This window comes from Limnoglobus roseus, assembly GCF_008254045.1.
Classification (GTDB): domain Bacteria; phylum Planctomycetota; class Planctomycetia; order Gemmatales; family Gemmataceae; genus Limnoglobus; species Limnoglobus roseus.
In genome coordinates, this window is sequence record NZ_CP042425.1 from 2,115,437 (window position 1) to 2,141,759 (window position 26,323).

General features: G+C 66.4%; 24 protein-coding genes. 10 read left to right on the forward strand and 14 right to left on the reverse strand.

The genetic code is table 11. The annotated features are described in order from the left end of the window. The first annotated feature begins 608 nt into the window (after positions 1 to 608). The 5 genes from PX52LOC_RS08820 (at position 609) to moaA (ending at position 4,644) form a co-directional block, all read left to right on the forward strand. Positions 609 to 1,262 (forward strand): hypothetical protein, encoded by a 654-nt coding sequence (locus tag PX52LOC_RS08820; protein ID WP_149109746.1) that lies wholly within the window; start codon positions 609 to 611, stop codon positions 1,260 to 1,262. Then, positions 1,259 to 2,293: a C1 family peptidase gene (locus PX52LOC_RS08825; RefSeq protein WP_149109747.1), complete on the forward strand. Its 1,035-nt coding sequence runs from the start codon at positions 1,259 to 1,261 to the stop codon at positions 2,291 to 2,293. The genes PX52LOC_RS08820 and PX52LOC_RS08825 overlap by 4 nt, the downstream gene beginning before the upstream one ends. Further along, positions 2,278 to 2,652 carry a hypothetical protein gene (locus tag PX52LOC_RS08830; RefSeq protein ID WP_149109748.1) on the forward strand — a complete coding sequence of 125 codons (375 nt, stop codon included), beginning with the start codon at positions 2,278 to 2,280 and terminating at the stop codon, positions 2,650 to 2,652. The genes PX52LOC_RS08825 and PX52LOC_RS08830 overlap by 16 nt, the downstream gene beginning before the upstream one ends. 81 nt (positions 2,653 to 2,733) lie before the next feature. Then, positions 2,734 to 3,648 (forward strand): aldo/keto reductase, encoded by a 915-nt coding sequence (locus PX52LOC_RS08835; RefSeq protein ID WP_149109749.1) that lies wholly within the window; start codon positions 2,734 to 2,736, stop codon positions 3,646 to 3,648. 9 nt (positions 3,649 to 3,657) lie between these two features. Next, the gene (gene moaA / locus PX52LOC_RS08840) at positions 3,658 to 4,644 is read left to right on the forward strand and encodes a GTP 3',8-cyclase MoaA (RefSeq protein ID WP_149109750.1); all 987 of its coding nucleotides are present in this window, start codon (positions 3,658 to 3,660) and stop codon (positions 4,642 to 4,644) included. Between the two features lie 9 nt (positions 4,645 to 4,653). On the opposite strand, the gene PX52LOC_RS08845 is transcribed toward moaA, so the two are convergent. Further along, entirely contained in the window at positions 4,654 to 6,072 is a 1,419-nt protein-coding gene (locus PX52LOC_RS08845) for a DUF1501 domain-containing protein (RefSeq protein WP_149109751.1), read from the reverse strand. A 102-nt stretch (positions 6,073 to 6,174) separates the two neighbouring features. Next, positions 6,175 to 9,108: a DUF1553 domain-containing protein gene (locus PX52LOC_RS08850; RefSeq protein WP_149109752.1), complete on the reverse strand. Its 2,934-nt coding sequence runs from the start codon at positions 9,106 to 9,108 to the stop codon at positions 6,175 to 6,177. 145 nt (positions 9,109 to 9,253) lie between these two features. Between PX52LOC_RS08850 and PX52LOC_RS08855 the strand changes: the two genes are divergently transcribed. Both PX52LOC_RS08855 and PX52LOC_RS08860 read left to right on the forward strand, forming a co-directional pair. Then, entirely contained in the window at positions 9,254 to 9,982 is a 729-nt protein-coding gene (locus tag PX52LOC_RS08855; protein WP_149109753.1) for a carboxylesterase family protein, read from the forward strand. A 75-nt stretch (positions 9,983 to 10,057) separates the two neighbouring features. Beyond that, positions 10,058 to 11,623, forward strand: coding sequence for a Gfo/Idh/MocA family protein (locus tag PX52LOC_RS08860; RefSeq protein ID WP_149109754.1), 1,566 nt, complete (start codon positions 10,058 to 10,060; stop codon positions 11,621 to 11,623). A gap of 190 nt (positions 11,624 to 11,813) precedes the next feature. On the opposite strand, the gene PX52LOC_RS08865 is transcribed toward PX52LOC_RS08860, so the two are convergent. Next, positions 11,814 to 13,103 (reverse strand): adenylate/guanylate cyclase domain-containing protein, encoded by a 1,290-nt coding sequence (locus PX52LOC_RS08865; protein ID WP_218575306.1) that lies wholly within the window; start codon positions 13,101 to 13,103, stop codon positions 11,814 to 11,816. A gap of 215 nt (positions 13,104 to 13,318) precedes the next feature. Here PX52LOC_RS08865 and PX52LOC_RS40335 point away from each other — a divergent pair, with 215 nt between their 5' ends. Further along, complete coding sequence (locus tag PX52LOC_RS40335; protein WP_168218874.1) at positions 13,319 to 13,708, forward strand: YceK/YidQ family lipoprotein; 390 nt, start codon at positions 13,319 to 13,321, stop codon at positions 13,706 to 13,708. A 3-nt stretch (positions 13,709 to 13,711) separates the two neighbouring features. Here the strand turns inward: PX52LOC_RS40335 and PX52LOC_RS08875 are convergent, their stop codons facing one another. From PX52LOC_RS08875 to smpB, 6 genes are all read right to left on the reverse strand, one after another. Then, positions 13,712 to 14,080 carry a hypothetical protein gene (locus PX52LOC_RS08875; protein ID WP_149109757.1) on the reverse strand — a complete coding sequence of 123 codons (369 nt, stop codon included), beginning with the start codon at positions 14,078 to 14,080 and terminating at the stop codon, positions 13,712 to 13,714. A 39-nt stretch (positions 14,081 to 14,119) separates the two neighbouring features. Then, positions 14,120 to 15,478 (reverse strand): OmpP1/FadL family transporter, encoded by a 1,359-nt coding sequence (locus PX52LOC_RS08880; protein WP_168218875.1) that lies wholly within the window; start codon positions 15,476 to 15,478, stop codon positions 14,120 to 14,122. 170 nt (positions 15,479 to 15,648) lie between these two features. After that, positions 15,649 to 16,563 carry a hypothetical protein gene (locus tag PX52LOC_RS08885; RefSeq protein WP_149109759.1) on the reverse strand — a complete coding sequence of 305 codons (915 nt, stop codon included), beginning with the start codon at positions 16,561 to 16,563 and terminating at the stop codon, positions 15,649 to 15,651. 83 nt (positions 16,564 to 16,646) lie between these two features. Next, entirely contained in the window at positions 16,647 to 18,374 is a 1,728-nt protein-coding gene (locus PX52LOC_RS08890) for a lipopolysaccharide kinase InaA family protein (RefSeq protein WP_149109760.1), read from the reverse strand. A 16-nt stretch (positions 18,375 to 18,390) separates the two neighbouring features. After that, positions 18,391 to 19,401: a glycosyltransferase family 4 protein gene (locus PX52LOC_RS08895; protein ID WP_168218876.1), complete on the reverse strand. Its 1,011-nt coding sequence runs from the start codon at positions 19,399 to 19,401 to the stop codon at positions 18,391 to 18,393. Positions 19,402 to 19,435: 34 nt separating this feature from the next. Then, positions 19,436 to 19,927 (reverse strand): SsrA-binding protein SmpB, encoded by a 492-nt coding sequence (smpB, locus tag PX52LOC_RS08900; protein WP_149109762.1) that lies wholly within the window; start codon positions 19,925 to 19,927, stop codon positions 19,436 to 19,438. A gap of 79 nt (positions 19,928 to 20,006) precedes the next feature. On the opposite strand from smpB, the gene PX52LOC_RS08905 reads away from it, so the two are divergent. Beyond that, complete coding sequence (locus tag PX52LOC_RS08905; protein ID WP_149109763.1) at positions 20,007 to 20,408, forward strand: DNA polymerase ligase N-terminal domain-containing protein; 402 nt, start codon at positions 20,007 to 20,009, stop codon at positions 20,406 to 20,408. 15 nt (positions 20,409 to 20,423) lie between these two features. On the opposite strand, the gene PX52LOC_RS08910 is transcribed toward PX52LOC_RS08905, so the two are convergent. Further along, positions 20,424 to 20,630: a hypothetical protein gene (locus PX52LOC_RS08910; RefSeq protein ID WP_149109764.1), complete on the reverse strand. Its 207-nt coding sequence runs from the start codon at positions 20,628 to 20,630 to the stop codon at positions 20,424 to 20,426. A gap of 79 nt (positions 20,631 to 20,709) precedes the next feature. Here PX52LOC_RS08910 and PX52LOC_RS08915 point away from each other — a divergent pair, with 79 nt between their 5' ends. Then, positions 20,710 to 21,762 (forward strand): glycosyltransferase family 4 protein, encoded by a 1,053-nt coding sequence (locus PX52LOC_RS08915; RefSeq protein ID WP_149109765.1) that lies wholly within the window; start codon positions 20,710 to 20,712, stop codon positions 21,760 to 21,762. Positions 21,763 to 21,773: 11 nt separating this feature from the next. Here PX52LOC_RS08915 and PX52LOC_RS08920 read toward each other — a convergent pair whose 3' ends face one another. From PX52LOC_RS08920 to PX52LOC_RS08935, 4 genes are all read right to left on the reverse strand, one after another. Then, positions 21,774 to 23,534 (reverse strand): RNA polymerase sigma factor, encoded by a 1,761-nt coding sequence (locus PX52LOC_RS08920; protein WP_149109766.1) that lies wholly within the window; start codon positions 23,532 to 23,534, stop codon positions 21,774 to 21,776. Positions 23,535 to 23,627: 93 nt separating this feature from the next. Continuing rightward, complete coding sequence (locus PX52LOC_RS08925) at positions 23,628 to 24,029, reverse strand: DUF3224 domain-containing protein (RefSeq protein WP_149109767.1); 402 nt, start codon at positions 24,027 to 24,029, stop codon at positions 23,628 to 23,630. 17 nt (positions 24,030 to 24,046) lie between these two features. Further along, positions 24,047 to 24,988 carry a sialidase family protein gene (locus PX52LOC_RS08930; RefSeq protein ID WP_149109768.1) on the reverse strand — a complete coding sequence of 314 codons (942 nt, stop codon included), beginning with the start codon at positions 24,986 to 24,988 and terminating at the stop codon, positions 24,047 to 24,049. 69 nt (positions 24,989 to 25,057) lie between these two features. Further along, the gene (locus tag PX52LOC_RS08935; RefSeq protein ID WP_149109769.1) at positions 25,058 to 26,290 is read right to left on the reverse strand and encodes a Gfo/Idh/MocA family oxidoreductase; all 1,233 of its coding nucleotides are present in this window, start codon (positions 26,288 to 26,290) and stop codon (positions 25,058 to 25,060) included. Positions 26,291 to 26,323: the final 33 nt, after the last annotated feature.

Here is a 26,323-nt window from a genome sequence, read left to right on the forward strand (position 1 = left end):
GCGAGCGGCCCGGCGTGAGCGGGCCGTGTCTGGTACTCGCAGACACGGCCCGCTCACGCCGGGCCGCTCGCCGTTGGTGCTGTAGGAAGTCGCGGCGATTCGAGAATCAATCGCCAATGTCTCGTCTAAGCCTGTTCGGCCTTCACTTCTGGTGGCTTTCCGGGCGGGTAGCCCGGCGTGATCGACTGGTGGGCGTCTCGCCACTCGAACAGGCATTCAATGCAGGAAGTGTGAAGGGGTTCGATGCACTGGAGCATCGTCTGATCCACGGGACGGGCGGCAAAGCACTTCAAGCAGACACACCAGCGGAAGCGTCCTCTCGGACCGTTCTTGGCAGTGAGCCCCCGACCCGCCGTGATGGCGTGCGACACATGCTGACAACAAAACGTCATCCCGGTAACACCATGCTTTTGGCACTGGATCGCACCCATCCCAATCCCTTACTTGGCCCCGTCACTTCGTAACCGATATCAGTCTACCACCCTGCGCAACGAATCCACGCATTGCACAATTGCGCATGGAAAAATGACTCAACATTGTGGAAAGCTAGTTGAATCTGAACAAATGTATCTTATCCTCCGGCATCCCTTCTTCTGGAGGTGCCGTACATGGTCCCGCTCGTTCTCGTCTCGTTCGCCCTCGGCCAGCCGCCCGCCCCGAGCATCAAGTTACCTTCCGAAGTCACAGGGCAGCCGGGCCGGATCCTGCAATTGAAGGCCGAGGCGACCGGGCCGCACGTCCGATGGTTTCTCGCCTCGGATGACGCCGACCTCGTGCCGTTTCCCGACGGCAAGGTCGCACTCTTCAGCAGTCCGAAGGCGGGCAAGTACACGGTGCTGGCCTGGACCGCGGCTGGCGACGTGCCGAGCGATGCGGCCAAGTGCGTCGTCACCATTGCTGGCCCGCCCGCACCGCCACCGGCCCCCAGTCCCTTCCTGCGTGATCTGCAAAAGCTGTACGCCGACGATGCGACCACCGACAAGGCCGGGCCTCTCGCCCAACTCGCCGCCCTGTACCACGAAGCCGTCACGTTTGTCGTGAAGGCAGATGTCGCCACGACCAGCGATCTCGCGGCCCGCATTCGTGCCGCCGGTTCGACGCTGCTCGCGGCCGACGCGCTCGTCGGCGTGCGGAAGCGGATCGCGGAGGAAGTCGCGAAGGAGCTGTCGACCGATGGCGATAAGCCGCTCGACGCGGCGACACGGGCGAAGGCGGCCAAGTTGTTCGAACAGATCGCCACCCACTTGGAGGAACTGAAATGATCCGGCGCACTTCGGCCATCCTGATTGGCCTGCTTCTCGCTAGCCTCGGCGTCTGGTTCATCCCGTCAACGCCGCAACAACCAGGAACCTTCGGCTGGGTGGACGACCGCGAACAAGTGCGGGCCGTCGCCGCCACGCTGCCGAACCCGGACTTCCGGGCCACCGAAGCCTACCGCGCCGCCTACGACGGGCCGGAGGACGTCTTCCTGTGGGACGCTTCGCGGAAGGTGCTCGGCCGGCTCATCCCGCCGCGCGACCAGAAGAACCTCGGCTCGTGCGTCAGCTTCGGGACCGCGGCGGCCGTCGAACACCTCATCTGCGTGCAGATCGCCAACGGGGCGGCCGAAGAGTATCGCGACTTGGCGCAAGAGATCATCTACGGCGGCTCGCGGGTCGAGATCGGCGGTGGCAAGATTCGCGGCGACGGCAGCGTCGGGGCGTGGGCCGCGAAGTTCGTCGCCGACTATGGTGTGCTGCCGCGCGGCGTGTACGGTTCCTTCGACTTGCGGGCTTACGACGTGAGCCGCTGTCGCGACTTCGGCAACCGTGGTGTGCCGGACGAACTCGAACCCGAGACGAAGAAGCACCCAGTGAGGGCCGTCGCCAACGTGCGAAGTTGGGCCGAAGCGCAAGCCGCGATTCGCAACGGCTATCCCATCGCGGTGTGCAGCAGTCAGGGCTTCCGCATGGCCCGCGACGCCGACGGCTTCTGCCCGCCGCAGGGAACGTGGATGCACTGCATGGCCCTCGTCGGCGTCCGCGGCGGCGCACGACCCGGCGGCTTCTTGCTGAACTCGTGGGGCGAATCGGCCCACAGCGGCCCCCGCGGCCTCGGCGACCCGTCGCCGGCCGGCTTCTGGGCCGACGCGAGCGTCCTCGACCGCATGTTGAAGCAGGGCGATAGCTGGGCGTTCAGCGGCTTCCGCGGCTTCCCGGCGAAGAAGCTCGACTGGTACGCGGGAAGAGTTGCGAGTGACGAGTTACGAGTGGCGAGCAATCAACCGGAGGACGTGTCATGCGTGCGATTCTGATGGTTCTGATTCTGGCGAACGTGTCTGCGGCGGGAGAACCGATGGAGCGGTTGCGGGCGCGGGCGGCCCTGGCGCTGGCCTTCGCACCGCCAACGTATGCCGAACAACACGCGAAGGCGTTGAAGGCCGGCAAGCCGTTGGTGGTCTTCGTGGGTCAACCCGCGAAGGCGCTGGCCGGCTGCGTCTGCGTGGCGTGCGAGACGTTCCCCGACATGGCCGGCGAGGGCGTGGTCGTCGGCCTGCCGACCGGCACTACTCTGCGGCGTATTGACCTGGCCGGCAAGCCGAGCGAAGCGAACATCCGCGGCGCGATCGGCACGACCCCGGCGAGCCTGATGGCGACGCTGCCAGTTCGTTAGCCAGGAGTCGGGAATCAGGAGTCAGGGGTCAGTAAAACAAAATGACCCCTGACTCCTGATTCCTGACTCCTGGAGTTCCGAATGTCCCTCCCCACGCGACCGCTCGGCAAGACCGGCGTTGATGTCTCCCTCATTTGTCTCGGCGGCTGGCACATCGGGCAGCCGGCCATCGGCGACGCGGAAGCCATCCGCATCATGCACGCGGCCATCGACGAGGGCGTCACGTTCTTCGACAACGCCTGGGACTACCACGAAGGGCACAGCGAAGACCTGATGGGTCGGGCACTCGCGGACGGCAACCGGCGGCAGAAAGTCTTCCTCATGACGAAGAACTGCGGCCGCGATGCCGCCACGAGCCGGCAACACCTCGAAGACAGCTTGCGGCGACTGCGAACGGACGTGATCGACCTGTGGCAGTTCCACGAGATCAACTACGACAACGACCCCGAATGGATCGTCGAGCGCGGTGCCCTCGCCGACGCGATCAAGGCGCAGAAGGAAGGCAAAGTTCGGTTCATCGGCTACACCGGGCACAAGTCACCGCACATCCTGGCGAAGATGCTGCCGCTGCACGCCTGGGACACCTGCCAACTGCCGATCAACGTGTGCGACCACTTCTACCGTAGCTTCCGCCACGAACTCCTGCCGGACCTGCTCACGCGCGGCATCGCCCCCATCGGCATGAAGAGTCTCGGTGGCGGCAACTTTGAAGCCGGCGGGCAGATCGTCGCCAACGGCGTCGTCACCGCCGAGGAGGCGATCCGCTACTCGCTCTCGCAGCCGATCAGCTCGCTGGTCGTCGGCGTCGATTCGATGAAGGTGCTGCAACAAGACGTGACGATCGCCCGCGACTTCAAGCCGTTGGAAGGCGACGAACTCGCGGCCGTGCTGGCGAAGGCCAAACCGGCCGCCGGCGACGGCCGCCACGAGTGGCACAAGAGCACGCAGAACTTCGACGGCCCGTACCACCGCCAGCAGCACGGCTTCGCGGTGTAAGATACCCTCATGGACTCGCTGCTCGACGGCTTCGGCCGCGTTCACAACAACCTGCGCATCTCCGTCACGGACCGCTGCAACCTCCGCTGCACGTACTGCATGCCGGAGGACGTGACGTTCCTGGACCGCGGGCAGTTGCTGACGTTCGAAGAGATCGCGTATCTCGTCCGCGTGGCCGCGCCGCTCGGCGTGAACAAGCTCCGCCTCACCGGCGGCGAGCCGCTGATGCGGAAGGACTTGCACAAACTCGTCCGCTTGCTCACGCCGATCCCCGGGATCGCCGACATCGGCCTGACGACCAACGGCCTTCTCCTGAAGGCTCAGGCCGAAGAACTCCGCGACGCCGGCCTCACGCGGTTGAACGTCTCGCTCGACACGCTCGACCCCGACCGTTTCCGCGAACTGACGCGGCGCGACGGCGTCGAGAACGTCGTCGAGGGGTTGCTGGCCGCGAAGGCGGTCGGCTTCGCGTCGATCAAGGTGAACGCCGTGGCCATCCGCGGGCTGATCGAACACGACGCGGTGCCTCTGGCGAACTTCTGCCGCACGCACGGTTTCGAACTCCGGTTCATCGAATACATGCCGATCGGGGCGGAAGCGTGGGAGCGCGAGAAGTGCTTCCTCGCCCACGAAATCCTGGACCTACTCGAACGCGAAGTGTCGCCGTTGGCCCCGTCATCGGACTACGACCCGCACGCCCCGGCGATGGAGTTCGACTACGCCGACGGCGGGGGGCGGGTCGGCATCATCGCGTCGGTGTCGCGGCCGTTCTGCCGCAGTTGCAACCGCATCCGCCTGACCGCCGACGGCAAACTGCGGAACTGCCTGTTCGCCCTGGACGAAGTTGATGTGAAGCCCCTGCTGCGCCAGACCGGCACCGATGCCGCGATTGCCGAAGCAATCCGCCGCAACGTGGCCGCGAAGTGGGAAGGGCACGAAATCAACAGCGCGAAGTTCGTGAAGCCCCTCCGCACCATGCACGCCATCGGCGGGTGAAATCGCCTGTCACGCCAGCAGTTCCCGCACCACGGTCCCGTGAACGTCCGTCAGCCGGCGGTCGATGCCGTTGTGTCGAACGGTCAACTTCGTGTGGTCGAGGCCGAGCAGGTGCAGAATCGTGGCGTGAATGTCGTAAACCTCGGTCGGGTGCTTGCGGTCGGCCGGCTTGTAGCCGAAGTCGTCGCTGGGGCCGTGCGTCACGCCGCCCTTGATGCCGCCGCCGCAGAGCCAGTTCGTGAAGCAGTACGGGTTGTGGTCGCGGCCCTTGCCGCCCTGCGAACTCGGCATCCGGCCGAATTCCGTCGTCCACAGCACGATCGTGTCGTCCAGCAGGCCGCGCTGCTTCAGGTCGGCGATCAGGGCAGCGGCTCCCTTAGCCATGCCGTAGGCCAACGGGCCGTGGTCGCGCTTCACGTCCTCATGGCTGTCCCAGTTGCGGCGGGGGAAGCCGTTGTCGTTGCCGCTCCAGACTTGCACGAACCGCACGCCGCGCTCCAGCAACCGCCGGGCAACGAGGCACTTGCGGGCGAAGTAGTCCGTCTCCTCGATCGGGTTGATCTCCTTGTCAAACGTGCCCTTGCCGTGGTCGAGGCCGTAGAGTTTGAGAGTTTCCCTCGTCTCCTTCGAGATGTCGAGCGCCTCCGGGGCAGCGAGTTGCATCTTCGCGGCCAACTCGTAGCTCTTGATGCGGGCGTCCAGGCGTTCGTCGCCCTCCCGCGAGGTGGCGTGAACGCGGTTGAGCTTCGCGAGCAAATCGTGCCCGGCCGCATCGCCGGCTTTCGTGACGAACTTCTCGCGATCGTCGGCGAACAGGTCTTCGATGGGCGTCTTCGTGCCGGGGTAGATGACCGTGCCCTGGTGCTGGGCGGGCAGGAACGCGCTGTCCCAGTTCTTGGTGCCGTTGGACGCGAGGCCGCGGTGGTCGGGCAGGACCACGAACGTCGGCAGGTTCTCGTTCAGCGAGCCGAGGCCGTAGCTCACCCAGCAACCCATGCCAGGGAAGCCGGGGCGGTTGAAGCCGGTCGTCTGCAACAGCGTGCCCTGGCTGTGAACGCCAGTCTTCCCGACCATGTTGTGGACGAAGGCGAGTTCGTCCGCGACGGCACCGAGCGGCGCGACGGTGTCGCTGAGCATCCGCTGCGAGCGGCCGTAGGGTTTGAAGTCCCACAGTGGCCGCAGCCAAGGGCCGAGGCCGTTCTGGAACGCTTCGACGTGCTCGCCGAAGTTCGCTTCCTGCCCGTGCCGCTTCAACAGTTCCGGCTTGTAGTCGAACAGATCGACGTGACTCGCCCCGCCGGCCATGAAGAGTTGCACCACTCGCTTGGCCTTCGCCGGGTGGTGCGTGGCCCCCGCCGCGAGCATCTGCGCGAGGGCTACCCCGCCGAGGCCGCCGCCGGACTGGAAGAGGAACTGTCTACGGTTCATGATCCACCTCCAGAATCCGCTTGGCGAGCCGAGCACCGTCAGGTGCCGGGTGAGTATCGCTGACATTCACCCGGCACCTGACGGTGCTCGGCTCGCCAAGAATTAATCCACGAACACGAATTCGTTCAGGTTCAGGATCACGCGGCAGGCATTCGCCAGACCGTGGTCCGCCGCGTACTTCGCCAGTTCATCCGCTTCCGCCGTCGTCGGCTCTCGGCCGATTGCGAGGCGGAATGCCGCCGTCACTCGACCCCGGTCGTCCATCGCCACCTTCTCGACACGGGCGGCGAAGTGCTTGGCCATCGACAGCGTGAGCTTGTTGTTCAGGAGAGCCAGCGCCTGTTGCGGGGTGAGCGTCTGATTCCGCTTCTCGACGGCGAGTGACGGGTCGGCACAGTCGAACGCGGCCAGGAACGGCTCCTGCTGCGACCGCACCGTGAAGCGGTAGACCGACCGTCGGTGCGACTTGGGGTCTTCCGGTTCGTGTAACTGGTACTGGTAGTGCGGAGAGTGCTCCGGCTTCTCGATCACGAAGTCGCGGAAGCTCGGCCCGCCCATCGTCAGGTCGAGTTTGCCGGCCGCGAGAAGAATGCTGTCTCGTACCGACTCGGCTTCGAGCTTGCGGCGGTTCTGCCGTCCGAGGTAGCGGTTGTCCGCGTCCACCTTCGCCATCGTCGTGTCGATCGTCGAAACTTGGCAGTAGGTCGCGCTCATCACGATGAGCTTGTGCAACTTCTTGAAGCTTCCACTGCTGTCGCGGAACTCGACGGCGAGCCAGTCGAGCAGTTCCGGGTGCGTCGGCGGTTGGCCCATCTTGCCGAAGTCGTTGGGCGTGTCGACGAGGCCGCGGCCGAAGTGGTACTGCCAAACGCGGTTGACGATGCTCCGCCACGTCAGCGGGTTGTCGGAGGCCGTGAGCCACTTCGCGAGCGCCGCCCGGCGGTCGCCTTCGGTGTGCTGCGGAGTCAGCGCGAAGGGTAGCCCGATCGCCGCGATCGCCCCCGGATGCACGAGCTTGCCGGGCTTCGTCACGTCGCCGCGCGGCAGCACGCGAATGTCGCGCGGCTTCCCGCCGGTGCCGATGAAGTTGCCGGTACCGCTGAAGGCGGTGCCGATGTACGCCCGGCGGGACGGCGGGCCAAGTTTCTTCAGCCCCTCGTCGGCCGATTGCGCGTCGGCGTTAGCTTGTGCGAGCGCCTTCGTGCCCGCGTCGCCGAGCGATTTCTTCAGCCGTTCGTCGCGCTGTTGCGTCAGCTTCGCCAACTCGTCGGCCGAGAGTTTCGGCCCCGGCGGGGCGATGCCGTCGGTGAGGTTCGACGCGCGCCAGCGGACGGGGGCTTCGATGGAATCCAGCGCCGTTATACCCCTGCCGAGTGCGACGTTCTTGCCGGCGAGGTCGAACGCTTCCAGTTCGGCGAGGGCGAAGATGAAGTCGGTCGGCAGTCGCGGGGCGAGCTTCGTTGCCGTGACGCGAACGTACCGCCCGGCCTTGCCCTCGGCGGCGAACGTGACGGCGGCCGTCCGGGGGTTCGCGTGGTCCTTCGTGGTCTGATCGGCGATGATAACGGGCCGCGTGAGCTCGGCATCATCGGCGGTTTCAACCTTGAACCGCACCGGGAAGCCGAACCCCGCGCCGATGTCGTTGAAGTCGTCGTCGCAGGCGCGGAGGGTCACGCGGTCGAGCTTTACGCTCGCGCCGAGATCGACCTGCACCCACTTCGCCGCGTCCGGCGTCGTCGCGATGGCCGAGTGGTAGCCGTACTCCGGCCGCTTCGCCCCGTTCGTGGTTCGCTTGCCCTCGGCCAGCTTGCGATCCAGTTCGGCCAACTCCGGACCGGCCTTTGTCTCGATCCCCGCGATGGTCGCAACCGCCGCCTTTCGCTTCGCCTCCAACGCCAGCCGCTTTGCCGCGGTGGTGGGGTCGGCGTCATACGCCTTGTCGGTGCGGTCGATGGCCGCGAAGACGGCTTGCAGGGCGTAGTAGTCTTCCTGCGAGATCGGGTCGAACTTGTGGTTGTGGCACTGCGCACAGTGGACGGTCAAGCTCTGGAACGTCCCCATCGTGTTCGCCACGAAGTCGTCGCGGTCGAGGTGGCGGGCGACCTTGCCGTCGATCTTCGATTCCGGCACCTCCGCGTGGCCGATCAAGTCCCAGGGGCCGGCCGCCAGGAAGCCGAGGGCTTCGATGCCGTCGGTCGTGCCGGGAAACAACACGTCGCCGGCGATCTGCTCTTGTACGAAGCGGGCGTAGGGCTTGTCTTCGTTGAACGCGCGAATGACGTAGTCGCGGTACGGCCAGGCGTTCGGCCGCGGTTGGTCCTTGTCGTAGCCGTGCGTCTCGCCGTAATGGACTACGTCCAGCCAGTGCCGTGCCCACCGCTCGCCGTACCGCGGCGACGCGAGCAACTTGTCCACCAGCGATTCGTAAGCCGTCGGCGAAGCGTCCTTCGCGAACGCCTCGACTTCCTCGAAGGTCGGCGGCAGGCCGGTGAGATCGAAGTAGACGCGACGGATCAACGTCCGTCGATCGGCCTCCGGCGACGGTTTCAGTCCCCTCTCGTTCAACTTCGCCCGCACGAAGGAGTCGATCGGATTTCCTGACTCCTGACGCCTGATCCCTGACGCCTGAAGGGGCCTCAGTGACCACCAGTCCCGGGCATCCACGGCCGCCGAACCGTCATCTGGCCACAGCGCTCCGGCGTCGATCCAGGCTCGCAGGATGGCGACTTCGCCCGCGGTCAGCTTCTCCCCCTTCGGCGGCATCACCTTGTCCGCGTCGGGTTCCGTGACGCGCTGAATCAACGGACTCTTCGTGGAGTCCTTCGGCACGATGGCCGGGCCGTCGTCGCCGCCCTTCAGCGCGTCGGCCTTGCGGTCGAGTCGCAGGCCGCCCTTTTGCTTCTCGCTGCCGTGGCAGGAGGCGCACGCCTTCGCGAAAATCGGCCGCACGTCGCGGGCGAAATCCACGGGCTTCGGCGGGTCGGCCGCACGAACGGGGAGCGCGAAGAGGCAGAGGGCGAGGAACGGCAGTCGCATCGCGAACGACCTCGGCAGTCGGATGGGCCAATCGGCGGGGTGAGATCAGATTACTCGACGCGGCCGCCGGCGGGAACGACAAAGCTCGCCAGACGCCGGCCGATCCGCTAGGCTAGAGGCATCCCACCCTTCGGAGTTCTCCTTCATGCTCCGCCTCTTCCTGTTGATGGCCGTCGCCATGATCGCAGCCCCCGTTGCCGCAGCCGACCCGACCGGCTTCGTGAACAAGACCTTCAAGAACGAAGACGGTCACGAGTCGCCCTACGTCGTGTACGTGCCGCCGACCATCGACACGAGTAAGCCGGTGCCGGTGATGCTGTTCCTGCACGGGGCCGGTGAGACGAAGGGCGGCAGCATGATGCCGATCGAACAGGGCCTGGCCCCGCACATCAAGCGGTTCGAGGCGAAGAAGGCGAAGTTCCCGTTCGTCGTCGTCATCCCGCAGGCGGAAACCCGCGGCTGGCTGTCCGACGGCCCCAACGCGAAGCGGGCGGTCGCGATGCTCGACGCCACCATGAAGGAGTACAACGGCGACCCGAAGCGGACCTACCTCACCGGCTTGTCGATGGGCGGGTTCGGCACGTGGTCCCTCGCGGCGGCGTTCCCCGACCGCTGGGCGGCGATCGTGCCGATTTGCGGAGCCGGCAAGGCCGAGTGGGCCGAGAAGATCAAGGACATCCCGTGCTGGGTCTTCCACGGGGTCGAGGACAAGGCCGTGAACGTGAAGGGGTCCCGCGACATGGTCGAAGCCTTGAAGAAGGCCGGCGGCGAACCGCGGTATTCGGAGTTCCCCTACGCCGGGCACAACTCGTGGGACGCGGCTTACTCGCACGAAGAACTGTACCCCTGGCTGCTGAGCCACACGAAGAAGTAAATCGCCAAAGCCCGGGGGCGTTCGTCTCCGGGCTTTCTCTTTCGCACCCTTAACCCTTCCTCCCGGAGCATTCCCATGAAGAAACCTCACCGTCGCGGCTTCCTGAAGACCGCCGCCGTCGCCGGCACCGCGATCTCGATGACCGCCCAGAGCTACGGCAAGATCGTCGGGGCCAACGGCGCCGCCCGCATCGGCTTCATTGGCGTCGGCGGCCGTTGCCAGCAGCACATCGACGTGTCCCTTCGTCGCAAGGAACTGACCAAGGACATCGACCTCGTCGCCGCGTGCGACGTGTGGGACGGCGACCAGTCGAAGGGCAAGGGCAAGGGCCAGGGCTTGCAACCGTCCGCGAAGCGGATGGGCGTCACCGCGGCCGACCACATCGTCAAAGACTACCGCAAACTGCTCGACCTGAAGGACGTGGACGTCGTCTTCATCGGCACACCGGACCACTGGCACGCGAAGCAGACCATCGACGCGATGCAGGCCGGCAAGCACGTCTACTGCGAAAAGCCGATGACCCGGACCATCGCCCAGGCGCAGGCCGTGGTGGACACCTGGAAGAAGACCGGCAAGGTCATGTCCGTCGGCGTGCAGAGCATGGCCGACCCGACGTGGCTGAAGGCGAAGGAAGTGATCGCGTCCGGCAAGATCGGGCACGTCATGCAGGCCCAGACGCGGTACTACCGGAACTCGCTCGTTGGCCAGTGGCGGTACTACAACCTGACGAAGACGATGACCCCGCAGACGGTGGACTGGAAGACGTTCCTCGGCGAGGGCGTCGAGGTCGCCGGCGAGCCGCTCGGGCCGACCGAGAAGGAGTTCCCGTTCGACCGGGCCGTGTTCGCCCAGTGGCGGTGCTACTGGCCGTTCGGCGGCGGCATGTTCACCGACCTCTTCGTCCACCAGGTCACGCACCTGATCGAAGCGATGGGCGTCCGCTACCCCCGCCGCGTGGTCGGCGGCGGCGGCCTGTACCTGGAGTACGACGGCCGCGACGTGCCGGACGTGTCGATGGTGTGCGCCGACTACGACGAAGGCTGCCAGATGTTCGTCACGGCCACCATGTGCAACGACTACCCGATCGACGAAGTCATCCGCGGGAAGACGGGCACGATCAAGTTCATCCCGCTGATCGGCGACATCATGAAGGGGTTCGAGATCATCCCGCAGGACGCCAGCGGCAAGGCCCGCGGCCCCGGTGACGCCCAGAACGCGAAGGGCGAACTCGTCGAGAGCGGGTTCGTGGCCCCGGGCGGGTACGAGATGACGAAGGACGGCGTCTCGGCGAACGCGGCCCTGACGTACGCCCTCTGGGACAACTTCCTGAAGTGCGTGGCCAGCGGCAACCAGGGCACCCTGAGCACGCCGGAACTCGGGGCGGCGTCGTTCAGCACGGTCAACATGGGCGTGCAGAGCTACCGCAACGACAAGGTCGTCTACTGGGACAAGGAGAAGCGGGCCACGACCGAGAGCAACGGGGCGTGGGCCGCGGAGTGGGAGAAGCGGAGCAAGGCCCGTGGCAAGGCGAACCAAGTGATGGGCTGGCACGGCGGCGACGCCGGCAGCAGCATCACCCCGCCGGAAGACGCGAAGCTCGGCGGCCCGTGGGTCAACGGCCAGGACCCCGCCGGGGCGTAGGACGAGTGCGGAATTCGGAACGCGGAGCGCGGGATGAAACCCGCGATCCGCGTTTTCGTTTATCGAGTCTTTGATCGCGTGAGATGTTGGAGTGACCGGATCAAGAAGTAAGCACCGGCGAGCAGTAGGAGGAAGAACAGCATCCCGACGTTGTTCAAATCTTCCATCGTGGTGCTCCTTCCACCGTCGGTCACGCCGCCGGTGTTTCGGCGGCGGTGGGGCGGCCGCAGAGGAACCACGCCCGCACTTCGCCCCGGCCCTTCAACGTGATGACGCCGCGTTCCTCGAAATGGTAGCGGTCGGCCAGCAACCGGTGCGTGGTGTCGCTCACCTGAATGCGGCCGGCGATCCCGTGCGATTCCATCCGGCTGGCGGTGTTCACCGTGTCGCCCCAGATGTCGTAGGCGAACTTCTTCCGCCCGATGACGCCGGCCACCACCGGCCCGGTGTGGATGCCGATGCGGACGTTGATCGCCAGGCCGGTCGCCACCGAGTACGCCTCCAACCCCGCCTGCATGTCCAGCGCGAGGTCGCAGACCGCCCCGGCGTGGTCCGCCCCCATCGGTGGCAACCCGCCCACCACCATGTAGGCGTCGCCGATCGTCTTGATCTTCTCCACCCCGTGCTGGTCGGCACTGTGGTCGAACAGCGAGAAGATGTCGTTGAGCACGTTCACGACGTCCGGGCCGGACATGGCGGCGGCCAACGGCGTGAACCCGACGATGTCGGCGAAGAGAACGGTGACCGACGGGAAGTTGTCCGCGATGGTGCCCGGCTCGTGCTTGAGCCGCTCGGCGATCGGGGCCGGCAGGATGTTCAGCAGCAGCGCTTCGGACCGGGCCAACGCCCGGGCGAGCCGCGCCTCAGTGCGGTGCACGACCACGTCGAAGTAAATCGTGGACCCGGTCGCCCCGGCCAGCGAGCCGATGACATTCAGGTAGCAGAGCACTTCCAGTTCCAGCGGGTCGAGGACCACCATGGGCGTCTGGTTTCGCATCATGAGGATTTCGACGGCCGTCATGATGATGCTGACCGTGGCGAGTACGACCCGGGGCCGCATCTCGTGGCCGCGGTACGCCAGGAAGGCGACGGTGACGAACGCGAAGTTGTAGAACACGTACCCGGCTTGCAGGCCGAGCAGGAGCGTGAACGCGAACCCGTGGACGACGGCCTCTAGAAAGCCGAGGGCCATCGCCGTGTGCTGCCGGCCGGACCGGAGGACGAGGATGGTCATGACGTACCACGAAACCGACCCGCAGTTGGTGCCGACCGCCCACCACCGGCCGAAACTGGCGTACCAAATAATGAGCGCGACGTGAATCGACCCGGCGATCGACAGCAGGATCAGCCGCATGATGTACACCCGTCGATCCTCCTCGGGGATCGACGGGCGGATGTAGAGGAAGGCGTCGTGGACGCGGTGGGCGAATCGGCCGATGGCCGACGATGACGACGGGGGCGGCAATTCGATGCGGGCCACTTCCTGCGTCCGGACGACATCCCTCTGCATTCCAACCCCTAAGACAAGCGGAAATCCAACGAGAACACCCTTGTCATGCTACGCGACGGCCGGCCCCGGTCGAGGAAAACACGACCGGCGTTTCCTCCCGCCGGGGGTTGTTGGTTGGTGCCATTGTTCTGGCCTTGACGAGATCGAGGTCGGAGTTATTTTCGTCTCCCCACGAGGACGAACCCATGGCGCGCCGGACCAAACGGATGATCATTCTCGCGGCCGCCCTTTTAAGTGGCGGCTGTGGAACCGTCGCGAACGTCGCGCTCCCGCTCGAAGCATCCGTGAACGTGGGACCGGAAGCGTCGTTCGAAGAGAAGGCAGCGTCACGAATCAACTGTCCGCCACCACGACTGGTCTACGGCGGCGTTCAGTTCGACTACTCCGTCCTCTGTTCGCTCGCCCGGGGTCGGTGGTCCTATCTGAACCTGATCTATGTCCCGATGGCCACCCTTGACTTGCCCCTCTCGGCCGTCGGCGACACCGTGACCCTTCCGGTCACCCTCGCCCGGCTCCTGAGCGGGCGGGAGGCGGGCATACCCGATCCGCCGGCCCCGCTTCCGACGGAACGATAGCCCTCACCGCACCGGCGTCTTGCGGTAGGCCACGGCGAAGAGCGCGAGCCAAATCAAGTCGAGCGATGCGAAGATCAGCAGCGTCGCGGGAACCCGTTGTTGCGCGAACAGCACGAACGCGGCCACACCGAACGCGGCCTTCTCCAACATGCCGGGGATCATGAGTGGCCGGTACCGCACCGGGTCCCGCGCGATGAGCAGGAACGCGACCTGCCAGGCGACGGCAATGCCGACGAAGCCGTAGTAGAACTCCGGGTGCGTGACCGGCGGCGGGAAGTCGCGGCCGACCTGATCTTCCAGGAAGAACTGCGGCACGAGGATCAGCAGCCCGTAGAGGCCGCCGAGCCAAAAGACCCACCGGGCGAATTGCATCTTTGTCCCTCCGTCGCGGTCCACGCGGCTCGGCCACCGTTACTCTACGACGGCCGGAATTTCCGTCGTCGCGTTCGACCGGACGAGGCAAGAGGGGCGGCGGGTCGGGCCGAACGCGACGCTCGCACCGAACGCGATCGAGTCGAACCCGACGGAACTGGTCAGCGACGTTCCCGGAACCGCACCGGCGGGCAGGACGAGCGGCCCTGTGATCGAGTTCTTGAACCCGTGCAGGTAGGCGACGTTCATGCTCAGGCTGTCCGTGACCGCCCACGACGCCCCGACGGTGACAGTGTGCTCGATGATCGTGCTCGACGCGAGGTTGAACGAAGTCTGACCGTCCGGGATCGGGTTGCTGCCGTAGCTGTAGCCGGACCGCAAGGTGAGGCGGTCGGTGGCGCGGTACTGCGCCCCGACGGCGACGGCGAACACGTTCTCGAAGCCGAGGCCCGCCGCCGAGCCGAACCCCGTGAACCCCTGGCCGCCGTACCCGCGGGCGTTGGCGTAGTTCAGGTACCGCAGGTCCGTGGACAGCACCCACCGATCGAACCCGGTGTACGACAGACCCCACGAGCAGAGCATCGGCAGTTCCAGGTGGACCAAGGCGTTCCGCGGGCGGCCGATCTCATCCGTCGTGTTGTACCGGAACGGCTCGGACCACTGCGTGCTCTTGTACGAGAAGCCGGTCGCCCAGGTGTCGCCGCGGTAGTAGAGGCCGAGGATGAACCCGGCCCCCCACGAGTTGCGGGTCTGCAGGGCCGACGGGTAGTTGGCGAAGCCGTCGCCGTTAGCGTCGTCCGGCCGCAGCGACTGGCCGGGGTTGAACTGCAACCGGCCGAGGTCGATTGTCGGCCCGCCGCCGACGGACAGGCGGTCGGTCAATTGGTACGACGCGGCCGGGTTGATTTGCAGCACCTGATAGTCGGAGAAGATCGGCCCGGCCCCGACGCCGACGGGTGCCCGCGGCGACAGGATCGGGTTCGTCTGGCTGCCGGGGTAGTCCACGCCGAACCCGGCGACGGCATTCAGGCTCATGCCCAGGGCCAGCCGCGGCTGGTCTTCCGGCCGGTACACCAGCCCGGCGTTCGGCAGCGGGTAGACGGTGGAGTTACTCTTCGTCTGCCCGGCCAGCGGGATTGGCGGCACGCCGGCCCCGAAGGCGTTGGCCGCGAACCGGGACGCGAGCGAACTGTCGATGAGCAGCATTTCCGCGCCGAAGTCTACCTGCGAGCGATCGAACCCGGAGAGCGTGGCCGGGTTCCAGTACGTGGCCGAACTCGGGCTGAGCGGCGTTGCCACCGCCACGCCGCCCATCGAGCGGTTGACCGGCCCGGACGCGGTGATGATCGGCCCGTACTGTGCCACGGCCACGTTCGAGGCAAGAATCAAGCAAGCCAAGACAACCCCGAGTCTAACGGGGGAACGCAACGGGGGCATGGGCAGATGTCCGGGAAGGAGGTGGGATACTGGCACGAGAGAACTTTCGGCCCCGCGTTCGAGTGAACTTGAGCCGATTGTGTCGGATGTGCCGGACGTGGTGAAGAGGGGGACTTGGAGGGCAACGGACGTTACTGCCCGCGGGCCGTCGCGGTCGGGAAGTCGCTCTTCGTGAGGTGGTCGGCCAGCGCCTGGTTCGGGTCGTTGAGCGCGTCGCGGAGTTTCGGCAGCAGAGGGCCGGGGGTCGACGTGGATCGCAGTTGTTGCACGTATTCGAGCAGCACGCCACGAGCGGCCGGCTCGCCGCGGAGCATGAGGTGGACCCACGCCCACGCCTCGCGGTACTCCGGCTTCTCCATCTGGTTCACCTGCCCGAGTTTCTCCAGGCGGGCCAGGTCCGGCTGGAACGGGCCGCGGCGGAGCACTTCCAGGTGCGACGTGTTGATGCCGTTGTGATTCGCCGGCAGTTCGAAGAAGCCCGCCAGGCCCTCGTCGAGCCACAGCGGCACGCCCTTGAGCACGCTGTGCAGGGTGGCGTGCGTCAGTTCGTGGCGGAGGTCCATCCGCAGGTTCTCGCTCATCCAGGTGAAAACGAGCAGGTCGTCGCCACTGCCGCCCCGCGGTTCGGCGACGAAGTACGCCCGGCGGTTCGGGAACTTCGGGTACCGGGACTTCAGGAAGGCGTCGTACTTGTCCTGCGTGTCGAACAGGAAGACCTGGATCATCGATTCGCCCGGCGGCAGGCGGAGTTCCGTTTGAATCTGGTCCGGCAGTTCGCCGAGTTCGCGGAAGAGCGGGTCGTGCTGGTCGAGTGGGGAATCGGAGTAGAAGACGTACTGCCCGACACGGAGCCAGTGTTGCGCGGGCCGCTTGGCCGGGGCGGTAGTGACTTTGTCGGCGGCCGGTTCCGGCGTGCCGGCGGGCATCGGGCCGTTCTGGCGGAACGACTCGCAGCCGGCGATGGCCAGGCCGAACCAGGCGACGGCCGCCAGAAGGGCGACGGCGTGCCGCCGGCGGGCGACGGGCTGTTCAGGCTGTGGCGTCATGCCGGCCGTCTCCGGGTGCGGTGTCAGCCAGGTTGTATCGGTTGTGACGAGCAGAGAACTTCAGTTCGATACCGGAGAACCGATCACGCTAAAGGCCGGCCGCTCCGTTGGTTCTTCGCCACCTTCGCCAGGGTCTCCCGGCTGACGCCCCGCCACCAGTCCTTCCAGCCTTCCGAGCCGTGCAAACCCCAGGCGAGGTAAGCCCGCAGGAAGCGCAGGCAGTCGGTCCGCGTGACGGCCGGGTGGCGGATGAAGCTGGCGTTCAGCCGGGCGAGGTTCTTGACGCGGTCCGTGCGATCGACTGCCCGCCCCGGCACGACGCCGACGAGGTCGATCAACACCGGCACGGCGGCCGCGAGGTCCGGGTGAACGCCGCTCATCAAAATGTTCGGGGCTTTCAGATCACGGTGGGCGACCTGTTTCTCGTGCATCAGGCGGATCAGTCGGCCGAGAGAGTTGGACCACGAACGCACGATGCGGCGGCGCTCCGCGGCGGGCTTCGCCGTCGCGACGGCCGTCGCTTCCACAAGGTCCATCGCGTCCGGCACCCGCTCGGCCAACAAGTAGCCCTCGGACGGGCAGCCGAGGCGATGGCGGTGCAGCACCAGCAGGGGCCGGGCCGTCGGCAGGCCGCGGTCGAGCAGGTTGTGGCCGAACGACCAAGACCGCATCGCCGTCGAACGGCGGAGCTTGTTCTTTGCCAGGATCACCGGCGACTTCACGCGGAATCGCTTGAAGATGGCGACGGTCGTGCCGGTCGCGGTCGGGACCGACAAGGTGACGACGGTCGAGCTGCGCGAGTCCTTCAGCACCTTGTTCGCCGGGTCGCGGAACGGGGCGTCCGGGTCGGCGAGGAGTTCTTGCACGAAGGCGGCCGGCAGGTCGCGCACGGCGTGGCCGGCCACGGACCCGCGGCGGAGGCGCTGGTACTGGCGGTTGCTCTTTTGATAGCGGTCGAGGCGGCTGTTCCAGAACCGGGCGTTCGACTGCTCCGTGCGGCGTTCGACTTCCTTTGCCAGCTTCGCCAGCGCCACCGGGCAGGCGGTTGGCAGCGTCGTGCGGTGTTGGACGTAAGCCCGCCAGAACGCCCGGCGGTCGGTCCGCGTGGCCCGCAGTTGGAACCAGCGGTTGAGCAGCACGAGGTTGTCGAGGCTCTGCCGCCACGTCAGCGGGCGGCCGAAGCGGATGGCGTGCAGGTCGATGAGCGTGAACCGCGGCCGGCCGCCTTCGAACGTCACGAGCAGGTTGCCGGGGTGCGGGTCGGGGTGGGCGACGCCGGCGTCGTGCATGTGGGCCATCACCCGGCCGAGTTCGTGGCTAGACGCCCGGCGGTCGATCGGGGACAGCCCTTCGAGGTACTTCTCGAACGGGACGGCGTTCGCCTCCCACCGCGTCAAGAAGAAGCTCTCGCCCGGCGAATAGCGGTGGCGGCTGCCCCACGCGAGCGGTTCGACGGCGGCAATGCCGTGCCGGCGGAGGGCGAGCGCGTGGTCGAACTCCAGCCGCGACTTCGAGCCGCGGAAGATTTCCCGCCACCACGCCCGCGGGCCGTTGACACGGCACTGCTTGACGATCATCGTGCCGTCGGGCAGGGCGACGCGGTAGACGGTCCGCTGGGAGTTCAGTTTGAGCACCTCGACCGCCCCGTCGCGAATCCAGGCTTCAAGGGGCGGACCGTCGGGGCCGAAGAGTTCGTCGCCGGCCGGGAGGACGTGCCAGTGATAGCCGCCGGTGTGGACGGCGCGGGGCCGCCCGCCGCCGACGGGGGCGCGGGGGACGAGGCCAACGATTTGCAGCACGCCACGGAGCATCAGACGCTCACATCCATCAGGCCACCTGTCTTGCCGGTTCGACCAGCCGCCGGAGGGCGGCAAGCCACTTCCGGGCCGACGCCGCCACGGAATAATGTTCGTCCAACTGACGTCGGGCCGCCCCACCCAAATTGGCACGAACGGCCGGGTCGGAGAGCCGCGCGACCGCTGCAATCCATTCTTCCGGCGTATTCGCGAGAAACCCCGTTCGGTTCGCCCCGACGAGGTGCGGGTGAACCCCGACATCATTCGCAATCACCGGCAGCCCGGCGGCCTGGTATTGCAATACCTTCAGCCCGCACTTGCCGCGGCTCCAGTCGTCGTCGGGAACCCAGGCGATGCCCACGTCGGCCGTCGCGATGTCGCGGGCTTCGGTCGCCTCCCGCCACGGCACGGGATCGACGGGCAGATGGTCGAAGGTGAGAAAGCGATCGCAGACGAGCTTCAACCGCGTGCCAGGCAGTGCCTTGCCGACGGCTTCCAGCAGCGGTCGGATGCGCTGAAGACCTTGCAGGGTGCTGGACGACCCGATCCAGACGAGTTGCACCGGGCCGGATCGCGTGTGGGCGGCCGGCGGGTACTTATCGGGGTCGACACTGGTGGGAATGACATCGACTCGGGCCGACGGCGTGTGCCGCGATGCCTCCGCGGCGAGGAAGTCGTTGCCGGCGATGACGGCATCGGCGGCCGCAACCGTGCGGGCGAACCGACGGGAGCGGCGGCGGCAGGCCGTCCCCTTTGGCGAGTACGAGTCCCGGAGCCAGATCGCGTCGTCGAAGTCGAAGACGAGTTTGGCGGCGTATCGGCGGAGCAGTGCGAGTTGCCAGCGGGGCAGCAGTTTACGCTGAAGGATGACGGCGTCCGCGGTGCGGAGTTCGCGGAAGAAGAAGGTGCGAGCGAGCGGGCTGCGGGGGAGCGGGCGAAGTTCGAGCGAGTGCCCGGCAACCGCCAGGAACGGCTGGAACGCGGCCAGCCGGTAGCGGCTGCACACATGATCGACCGACTCAACGACCGCTACCAATCTCACGGCGGCCCTCCGTGGCCGTTGGTGTTCGCGGGGGTTAGCCCCGCTTCCGTGACATCGCCCGGGCGATGTCACGCTTCGCTTCCGCTTCCTTCAGCGAGTGCCGCTTGTCGTGCGTCTGCTTCCCGCGGGCGACGGCAATCTCGACCTTCGCCATACCTTCCTTGAAGTACAACCGCAGCGGCACCAGCGTGAAGCCGCGATCAGACGCCTTGCCGGCGAACTTCGTCAACTCGCGGCGGTGGAGCAGCAACTTCCGCTCCCGCTTCGGCTTGTGGTTCAACTGGTTGCCGGCCCAGTACTCGGGAATCTCGCAGCCGATCAGCCAGAGTTCATCCTTCTGAATGCGCGCGTACGCCTCGTCGAGCGTGGCGTGGCCGTCGCGGAGGCTTTTGACCTCCGTGCCGAGGAGCGCGATGCCGCACTCGAGCGACTCGACGATCTCGTACTCGTGCGCCGCTCGGCGGTTCCGACAGACGTGGACGATCCCGTCCTTGTCCGGCTCTTTCTTCTTTTCGCCCTTCGCCATGTTGCACTCGTGCGGTAATCGGCCCCGATAGTAGCATACGACTGGAGAACCTGCGAAGTCCAACTCGAGAACGAATGCCGTGCCGCGATTCGCGATCCTCGAACACGACTGGCCGACCCGCCACTGGGACTTGCTCCTTGAAGACGGCGACGTGCTGAAGGCGTGGCGGCTGCTAGCCGAACCCGTGCCAGGATCATCGGTTGCGGCCGAACCGAACTTCGATCATCGACGGCTGTACCTGGATTATGAGGGGCCGCTTTCCGGCGACCGCGGGAGTGTGATGCGGTGGGATTGGGGCGAATTCGAGTGGCGGGAACCAACGGAAGTCACAGTCCACGGGCAGAAACTCGTCGGCACGATTCGCCTGCACCACGGGGCAACGGGTTGGGTGTGCGAGGTTTTGGCGGTTTTGGCGGTTTCGGCGAGCGGGGGGCGTCAGCCCCCTGATTCTGAAGGAACGTCGCAAGAATCAGGGGGCTGACGCCCCCGCTCGCCATTATTCCTCTTTCCGCCGCGTGCCGTCCTGATCGAGGCCGTTGAAGTTCACGGAACTGTGCCGGCCGAACGTCTCTTCGACGGCGGCCGCCTCGTCCGGGTTCTCGGCCAACTGACGCTTGAGGGCGTGTCGGCGGTGCTTGTTACCGCGTTTCTTCACGGCCCGCTTCATTTCGCGCATCTTGCGTTTATCGGGGTCGACTGGCATAACACATCTCCCAATGCGGAACGCGGAACGCGGAGTATAAAACCAAGAACAACCCACTCTTTGCGGGCGACGGCTATTCATGACTTCGGCTCTGGGTTCTGAACTCCGCACTCCGCATTCCGCACTCCGCATTCTCATCGCGACCGACGCCTGGCACCCGCAGGTGAATGGCGTCGTCCGCACGCTGGACACGACCACCCGCACCCTGCGAAATCTCGGCCACGATGTCTGCGTCGTGTCGCCGGATGGCTTCGCCCAACTGCCGGTGCCGTTCTATCCGGAAATCCGCGTCAGTTGGCCGTGGCCGCACCGCATCGACGCCGTGGTCCGCCGATTTCGCCCGCAACACGTTCACATTGCCACGGAGGGGCCGATCGGCCAAATGGTTCGCCGATATTGTCGGCACCGCGGCTGGCGGTTTACCACATCGTACCACACCAAGTTCCCGGAATACCTCCGGGCGCTCGTCGGCGTGCCGGAACGGTGGGCGTACCGCGTGCTGCGGTGGTTCCACAACGGGGCGGCCGCCGTCATGGTCGCGACGCCGAGTTTGGAAGCCGACCTACAATCCCGCGACTTCACGCCGCCGATCCGCCGGTGGTCCCGGGGCGTTGACCTGAGTTTGTTTCAGCCGAAGGCGAGGGAAGCCGGGCCGTACCCGCGGCCGGTGCTGTTATCCGTCGGCCGGGTGTCCGCGGAGAAAGGGCTGGAAGACTTCTTAAAGTTGAACACGCCCGGCACGAAGGTGATCGTCGGCGACGGCCCCGCGAAGGCGGAATTGGAGAAGCGCTACCCGGACGCCGTGTTCTTGGGCTACCGCAAGGGGCAGGCACTCGCGGACTGTTACGCCGCCGCCGACTTGTTCGTCTTCCCGAGCAAGACCGACACTTTCGGCCTCGTGATGATCGAAGCCCTGGCGTGCGGCCTGCCGGTGGCCGCGTACCCCGTGACCGGCCCCATCGACATCATCACCCGGCCGGAACTCGGGGCACTGAACGAGGACTTGGGCCGGGCGATCGAGCAAGCGACCACCACCGGCGACCCGGCCGTGTGCGTGGCCGAAGGCCGGACGTACACTTGGGCGAACTGCACGGCCCAGTTCTTGGCGAACCTTGTGCCCGTTCGGGCGTAACCTCGCGCGGGTTACTTCTTGGCGGCCGGTTTAGTTGGGAACCAGCCGAGGAAGGTCGTGTTCTGGTTGTCGTCTTCGAAGCGGGCGACCTTCTGCACGTCCGTCCCGCCCGGCTTGGCGGTGAACAGCGTCGCGTCGTGCAGTTTGCCGGTGTCGGGGTCGTACTCGTACCGGGCGGCGGCGACGCGCTTGCCGTCCGGCGACCACCTCATTACCAGGAACGCCGTCTTCTCGTACTCGGCCACTTCCTGGAACTTGCCCGTCGGCGACACGTTGAACCACTTGAACCCGGTCTTGCGGAACGGGTGCTCCCACCCGGCGGCGAGGAACGCCTTGTCGTCCCGCGACGGCGTGAGCCACATCAGCGAGTAACCGTCGTTGATCGGCGTCGGCTTGCCGCCGGCGACGGGGACCGTGACCCACCGGTAGTTCGGCAACTTCGGGTCGCGGCCGATGTTGTTCTGGATCGCCCGCCACGACTTGCCGTCGGCCGCCCACTGCATGATTTGGTAATCCTTCGGCACGTCGATCTTCTCGTCGGTCTTCGCCTCCACGTCGAACAGCCGATTCTCGAAGATGTGATACCTCTGGTCGTCGATGATCTCTAGCTCGGCGATCCGTGTTCGGACCACCTTCTTGTCATCCGGCGACAGGATGAATTGATCACCGGGCTGGTACGGCACGCCGAGGTCCGTACCGGCCGTGTCCTCCCACACGCTCCGTTGGTGCAGGGTCAAGTCGGTCGCATCGTCCGCGGCGGACTCGCCGTGCTTGCCCGCGAACAATACCTTCGTGCCATCCGGCGTGAAGCCGAGGAAGTGCTTGCCGTCTTTCAACGTCAGCTTCTTCTCGACCTTCCCGTCCGGCGTGTAGGCGATCAGCACGGCGGCCTTCTTGTCGAACGTCCAGAGCAAGCCTTCATCGGCCGGTTCCTTCGGCAGTGGGGCGGCCGCAGCGTTCGGCGCAGTCGACGGCACGAACGACCAGGCGGCGAACACGGTCAGTAAAACGCCGAGGGTGGCGGCGGTTTTCAGTTTGGCGAAAATCATGGTTCGCATCACTCCCGTAACGATGGCCGAGACGGTCGGGGGAAGGATGGCCGCGAGTTCCACCGGCGGCGGGGCGGCATGGGCCGACTCCGCGACGGCGGCGAAGAGGCTGGCCGAGAAGGTCACGCCGCGTTTCGTCAGACGGGCGGCGAGTTGCTTGCGGGCGGCGGCGAGGCGGCTGGACAGTGTGCCCTCGGCGATGCCGAGTTCCCGGGCCGCGTCCGCCCGGCCGACGCCGTCGAGTTCGCACAGCACGACGGCCGCCCGGTAGGCGTCCGACAGGTTCGCGATCTCTTCGTCGAGCATCGCCAGCACGTCGGAATCGACGGTGGTGCAAGCGACGGCCTGCGTTTCCGGCACGCGGGCAGCGAGGGTTTCCTTGCGGCGGCGGCTCACGGCGAAGGCCTCCAACGCGGCCTTGCGGGCCACCCCGTACAGAAACCCGCCCACCGCCGACCGCGGCTGAATGACGTGGGCCTTCCGGGCCAGTACGACGAATACCGCCTGATAGGCGTCTTCCGCCAACTGATGGTGGCCGAGCACGCGACGGCAGACGGCGAACACCCGCGGCCCGTGCCGCCGGACCAACTCGGCGAAGGCGCCCTCGTCGCGGCGGGTGACGAATTGTTCGAGCAGGTCGCCGCAAGACAGGCCGGCCGCTGCCCGCCGCGTGGCCGCGTGCCGGAGGCGATCGACGACGTTCCGCAATCCCGCCGTGGGCATGGAGCTTCCCCCGCACTGTGTTGCCGCTGTTCTATCTGGGCGAACGGCCGCGGCGCGTCGGTGGGAAGTGGAGAAAAATGTGCGGGCGAACCGTCACGCCCCCGGCAGGGTGTACTCGAAGTCGTAGAAGTGCTTGCCGCCGGTGATTTCAATCGACATGGTGCCGGCCAAGTCGGTGAGTTCGCCGGTGCCGGAGTCCGGGACGACCGTGATTACGAGTCCCGGTTCGCCCCGGTTCATCGTGCCGCTGTGCTGGAGGACGAACGTGCCGGACTTGCCGCCGAGCGTGCCGGTGACGCGCTCGATGGCCACGTAACCGGCCGAGCCTTTGACCGCCGTGCCCGCGGCGAGCATCTCGCCGACGCTGGTGGCTTCCAGGTCGCCGTGGAACTGCTTGTCGATCGACCGTCGGCCGAGGAGGCTGCCTTCCGTGGTGTCGTAGGTCGGCAGCGGGGCCAGCTTCACGTCGAACGGGCCGCGCACGCGGTTCGTCATCGCACTCTCCGAGGGTGTCACTTCCGCAGCGTTGCCGGGTCGATCGCGACGTGCTTGATGTGCGTCCGCCGCCAGGTGTAGGTCATCTGCAACTGGCCGTCGGCCGATTGGATGATCGCCGGGTACGAGTACTCGCCGAGTTCCGTTTCCAGGTCGTGGACCTTCACCCACGTCTGGCCGTCGTCGGTCGATCGTGCCAGGCTCAGCGGCACGCGGCCGACAGGCACCGGGTTGTAGATCAGGAACAGGTCGCCCGCCGTCGTCTTCACCACGTCGATGCCGGCGCTCGGGTTGAACAGATCCGTTTCCGCGGCCGGCGTGAACGTCTTGCCGCCGTCCTTCGACTCGGACCGGCAGACCTTCAGCGGGTTGGCCGAGCGCATCAGCGCGACGATCCGGCCGTCGCTCGCCTCGAAGAGCGTCGGCTGAATTTGGGCGTGCTTGCCCGGCACGTTGAACGGCGACGACCGCCACCACGTCTTGCCGTCGTCGGTCGAGCGGTCCACGAACGGCGTCCAGGTGCGGGTCGCGTTCGCCCCGGCTTCCACCGACGTGCCGGCGAGCAGCGTGCCGTCCTTCAACTGGATCGGCTTCGCCCGCACCGGGCCGTAGAACCCGGCCGGCATCACCTCCGGCTTTGACCAGGTCTTGCCGGCGTCGGAGGACCGTCGCAGGTAGCCGACCCAGGAGACCGGATCCGGCCCGATCTTGTACCAGAGGGCGAGGGTGCCGTTGGCGAGCTTGAACAGGACCGGGTTCCAGCACGGCTGCTTCGGCTGCGTGCCGAGCACTTGCGGCTCGCTCCACGCCTTGCCGTCGAAGGTGCTGGCCCAGATTTGCACGTCGGGGGCTTTCTCCGCCGTGCCGCCGAACCACGCAGCCATCAACTTGCCGGGCTCGTGCTCGACGAGCGTGGAGGCGTGGCAGGAGGGGAAGGGGGCTTTTTCGAAGATGAACACGGCGGCACCCAGGAGAGGAGATCGAAGCCCGCAAAGCCCAGGCACGGCCGTGCCTGGGCTTTCGCCCACTTATCCACCAATGACCTGCTCGCGCTCGGCGTCCCAGTAAACCTTCTTCCCGGTGCGGTACGACAGGTTCGCCAGGTGCGCCGCGGTGATGACGCGGTGGCCGAGTTCGATCGGGCTGTTCGGCTCCTTGCGACTGACGCAGCACTCCAGCCAGTTCTTCACGTGCAGGTCGGTCTCGTTCTTGGACGCCCAGGTGTCGATCGGCTTGATCGTTTCGTCGATCTTGTCGATCGTGTTGTACAGGCGGATTTCCTTATCGGCGTCGGCGATGAGCGTCTGCTTCGTGCCGTAGAAGGCACAGCCGACGCCCTCGGCCCCGTTGACGAACTCCACGGAGAAGGTGGCCGCGAACTTGCCGTAGTCCCATACGCCGTGGACCACATCGGGCGTCTCCCACTGCTTGAAGTAGTAGTTGCCGCCGTTGGCCACGACGCTCTTGGGGGCGTCCACGCCACCGAGCCACTGGACGATGTCGAGTTGGTGCGCGCCGATGTCCGTCATCAGACCGCCGGCGTAGTCCCAGTACCACCGCCACGAGAAGTACCGGACGGGGTTGAAGTCCCGCTTCGGGGCCTTGCCGAGGAAGGCGTCCCAGTCGACGGTCTTCTGCACGTCCTTGGTGAAGTCCTTCGGCGGGGCGAACGGGTCGCGCTTCACCCAGTTGCGGCAGTCCCACACCTTCACCCACACGATCTCGCCGAAGTCGTTCGACTGGATCAGGTCGCGGGCCTTCTTCCAGTGCGGGCCGCTGTGCCGTTGGTTGCCCACCTGCACGATCCGCTTCGTGGCCCGGACGGCCTCGATCATCTCCTTGCCCTCGTCGATCGACTTCGTCAGCGGCTTTTCGACGTAGGTGTCCTTGTCGGCCTTCATGGTGGCGATGAGCAGGTCGCGGTGGTGGTGGTCCGGGGCGGCGATCACGACCGCGTCGAGGTTTTTGTGGTCGAGCAGCGCGCGGTGGTCGGTGTACTGCGTCGGCTTCTCCTGCCCCGCATCCGTGACCAACTTGCTAAACTTCTCCCGACGGAACCCCGCCACGTCGCAGACGGCCACGACGTTGTGCGTGTTCTTCAAGACTTCGCGGATGATCGACGACCCCCGGCCGCCGGCCCCGATGAGGCCGACGTTGAGCTTTTCGCCCGCCCCGGCGGTGCGGCCGTAACTGCTGGCCAGGGTGAACGCCCCGGCGGCGGCCGAGGTTTGCAGGAAGGAACGTCGCGAGAGTTTGGTCATGGAGAGTATCTCTCGAAGGGAATGATGGCAGGT

Bases quoted from the DNA above. Each gene is read 5' to 3' on its own strand.
- PX52LOC_RS08820 (WP_149109746.1), top strand. From the start codon at position 609: ATGGTCCCGCTCGTTCTCGTCTCGTTCGCCCTCGGCCAGCCGCCCGCC.
- PX52LOC_RS08825 (WP_149109747.1), top strand. From the start codon at position 1,259: ATGATCCGGCGCACTTCGGCCATCCTGATTGGCCTGCTTCTCGCTAGC.
- PX52LOC_RS08830 (WP_149109748.1), top strand. From the start codon at position 2,278: ATGCGTGCGATTCTGATGGTTCTGATTCTGGCGAACGTGTCTGCGGCG.
- PX52LOC_RS08835 (WP_149109749.1), top strand. From the start codon at position 2,734: ATGTCCCTCCCCACGCGACCGCTCGGCAAGACCGGCGTTGATGTCTCC.
- moaA (WP_149109750.1), top strand. From the start codon at position 3,658: ATGGACTCGCTGCTCGACGGCTTCGGCCGCGTTCACAACAACCTGCGC.
- PX52LOC_RS08845 (WP_149109751.1), bottom strand. From the start codon at position 6,072: ATGAACCGTAGACAGTTCCTCTTCCAGTCCGGCGGCGGCCTCGGCGGG.
- PX52LOC_RS08850 (WP_149109752.1), bottom strand. From the start codon at position 9,108: ATGCGACTGCCGTTCCTCGCCCTCTGCCTCTTCGCGCTCCCCGTTCGT.
- PX52LOC_RS08855 (WP_149109753.1), top strand. From the start codon at position 9,254: ATGCTCCGCCTCTTCCTGTTGATGGCCGTCGCCATGATCGCAGCCCCC.
- PX52LOC_RS08860 (WP_149109754.1), top strand. From the start codon at position 10,058: ATGAAGAAACCTCACCGTCGCGGCTTCCTGAAGACCGCCGCCGTCGCC.
- PX52LOC_RS40335 (WP_168218874.1), top strand. From the start codon at position 13,319: ATGGCGCGCCGGACCAAACGGATGATCATTCTCGCGGCCGCCCTTTTA.
- PX52LOC_RS08875 (WP_149109757.1), bottom strand. From the start codon at position 14,080: ATGCAATTCGCCCGGTGGGTCTTTTGGCTCGGCGGCCTCTACGGGCTG.
- PX52LOC_RS08885 (WP_149109759.1), bottom strand. From the start codon at position 16,563: ATGACGCCACAGCCTGAACAGCCCGTCGCCCGCCGGCGGCACGCCGTC.
- PX52LOC_RS08890 (WP_149109760.1), bottom strand. From the start codon at position 18,374: ATGCTCCGTGGCGTGCTGCAAATCGTTGGCCTCGTCCCCCGCGCCCCC.
- smpB (WP_149109762.1), bottom strand. From the start codon at position 19,927: ATGGCGAAGGGCGAAAAGAAGAAAGAGCCGGACAAGGACGGGATCGTC.
- PX52LOC_RS08910 (WP_149109764.1), bottom strand. From the start codon at position 20,630: ATGCCAGTCGACCCCGATAAACGCAAGATGCGCGAAATGAAGCGGGCC.
- PX52LOC_RS08915 (WP_149109765.1), top strand. From the start codon at position 20,710: ATGACTTCGGCTCTGGGTTCTGAACTCCGCACTCCGCATTCCGCACTC.
- PX52LOC_RS08920 (WP_149109766.1), bottom strand. From the start codon at position 23,534: ATGCCCACGGCGGGATTGCGGAACGTCGTCGATCGCCTCCGGCACGCG.
- PX52LOC_RS08925 (WP_149109767.1), bottom strand. From the start codon at position 24,029: ATGACGAACCGCGTGCGCGGCCCGTTCGACGTGAAGCTGGCCCCGCTG.
- PX52LOC_RS08935 (WP_149109769.1), bottom strand. From the start codon at position 26,290: ATGACCAAACTCTCGCGACGTTCCTTCCTGCAAACCTCGGCCGCCGCC.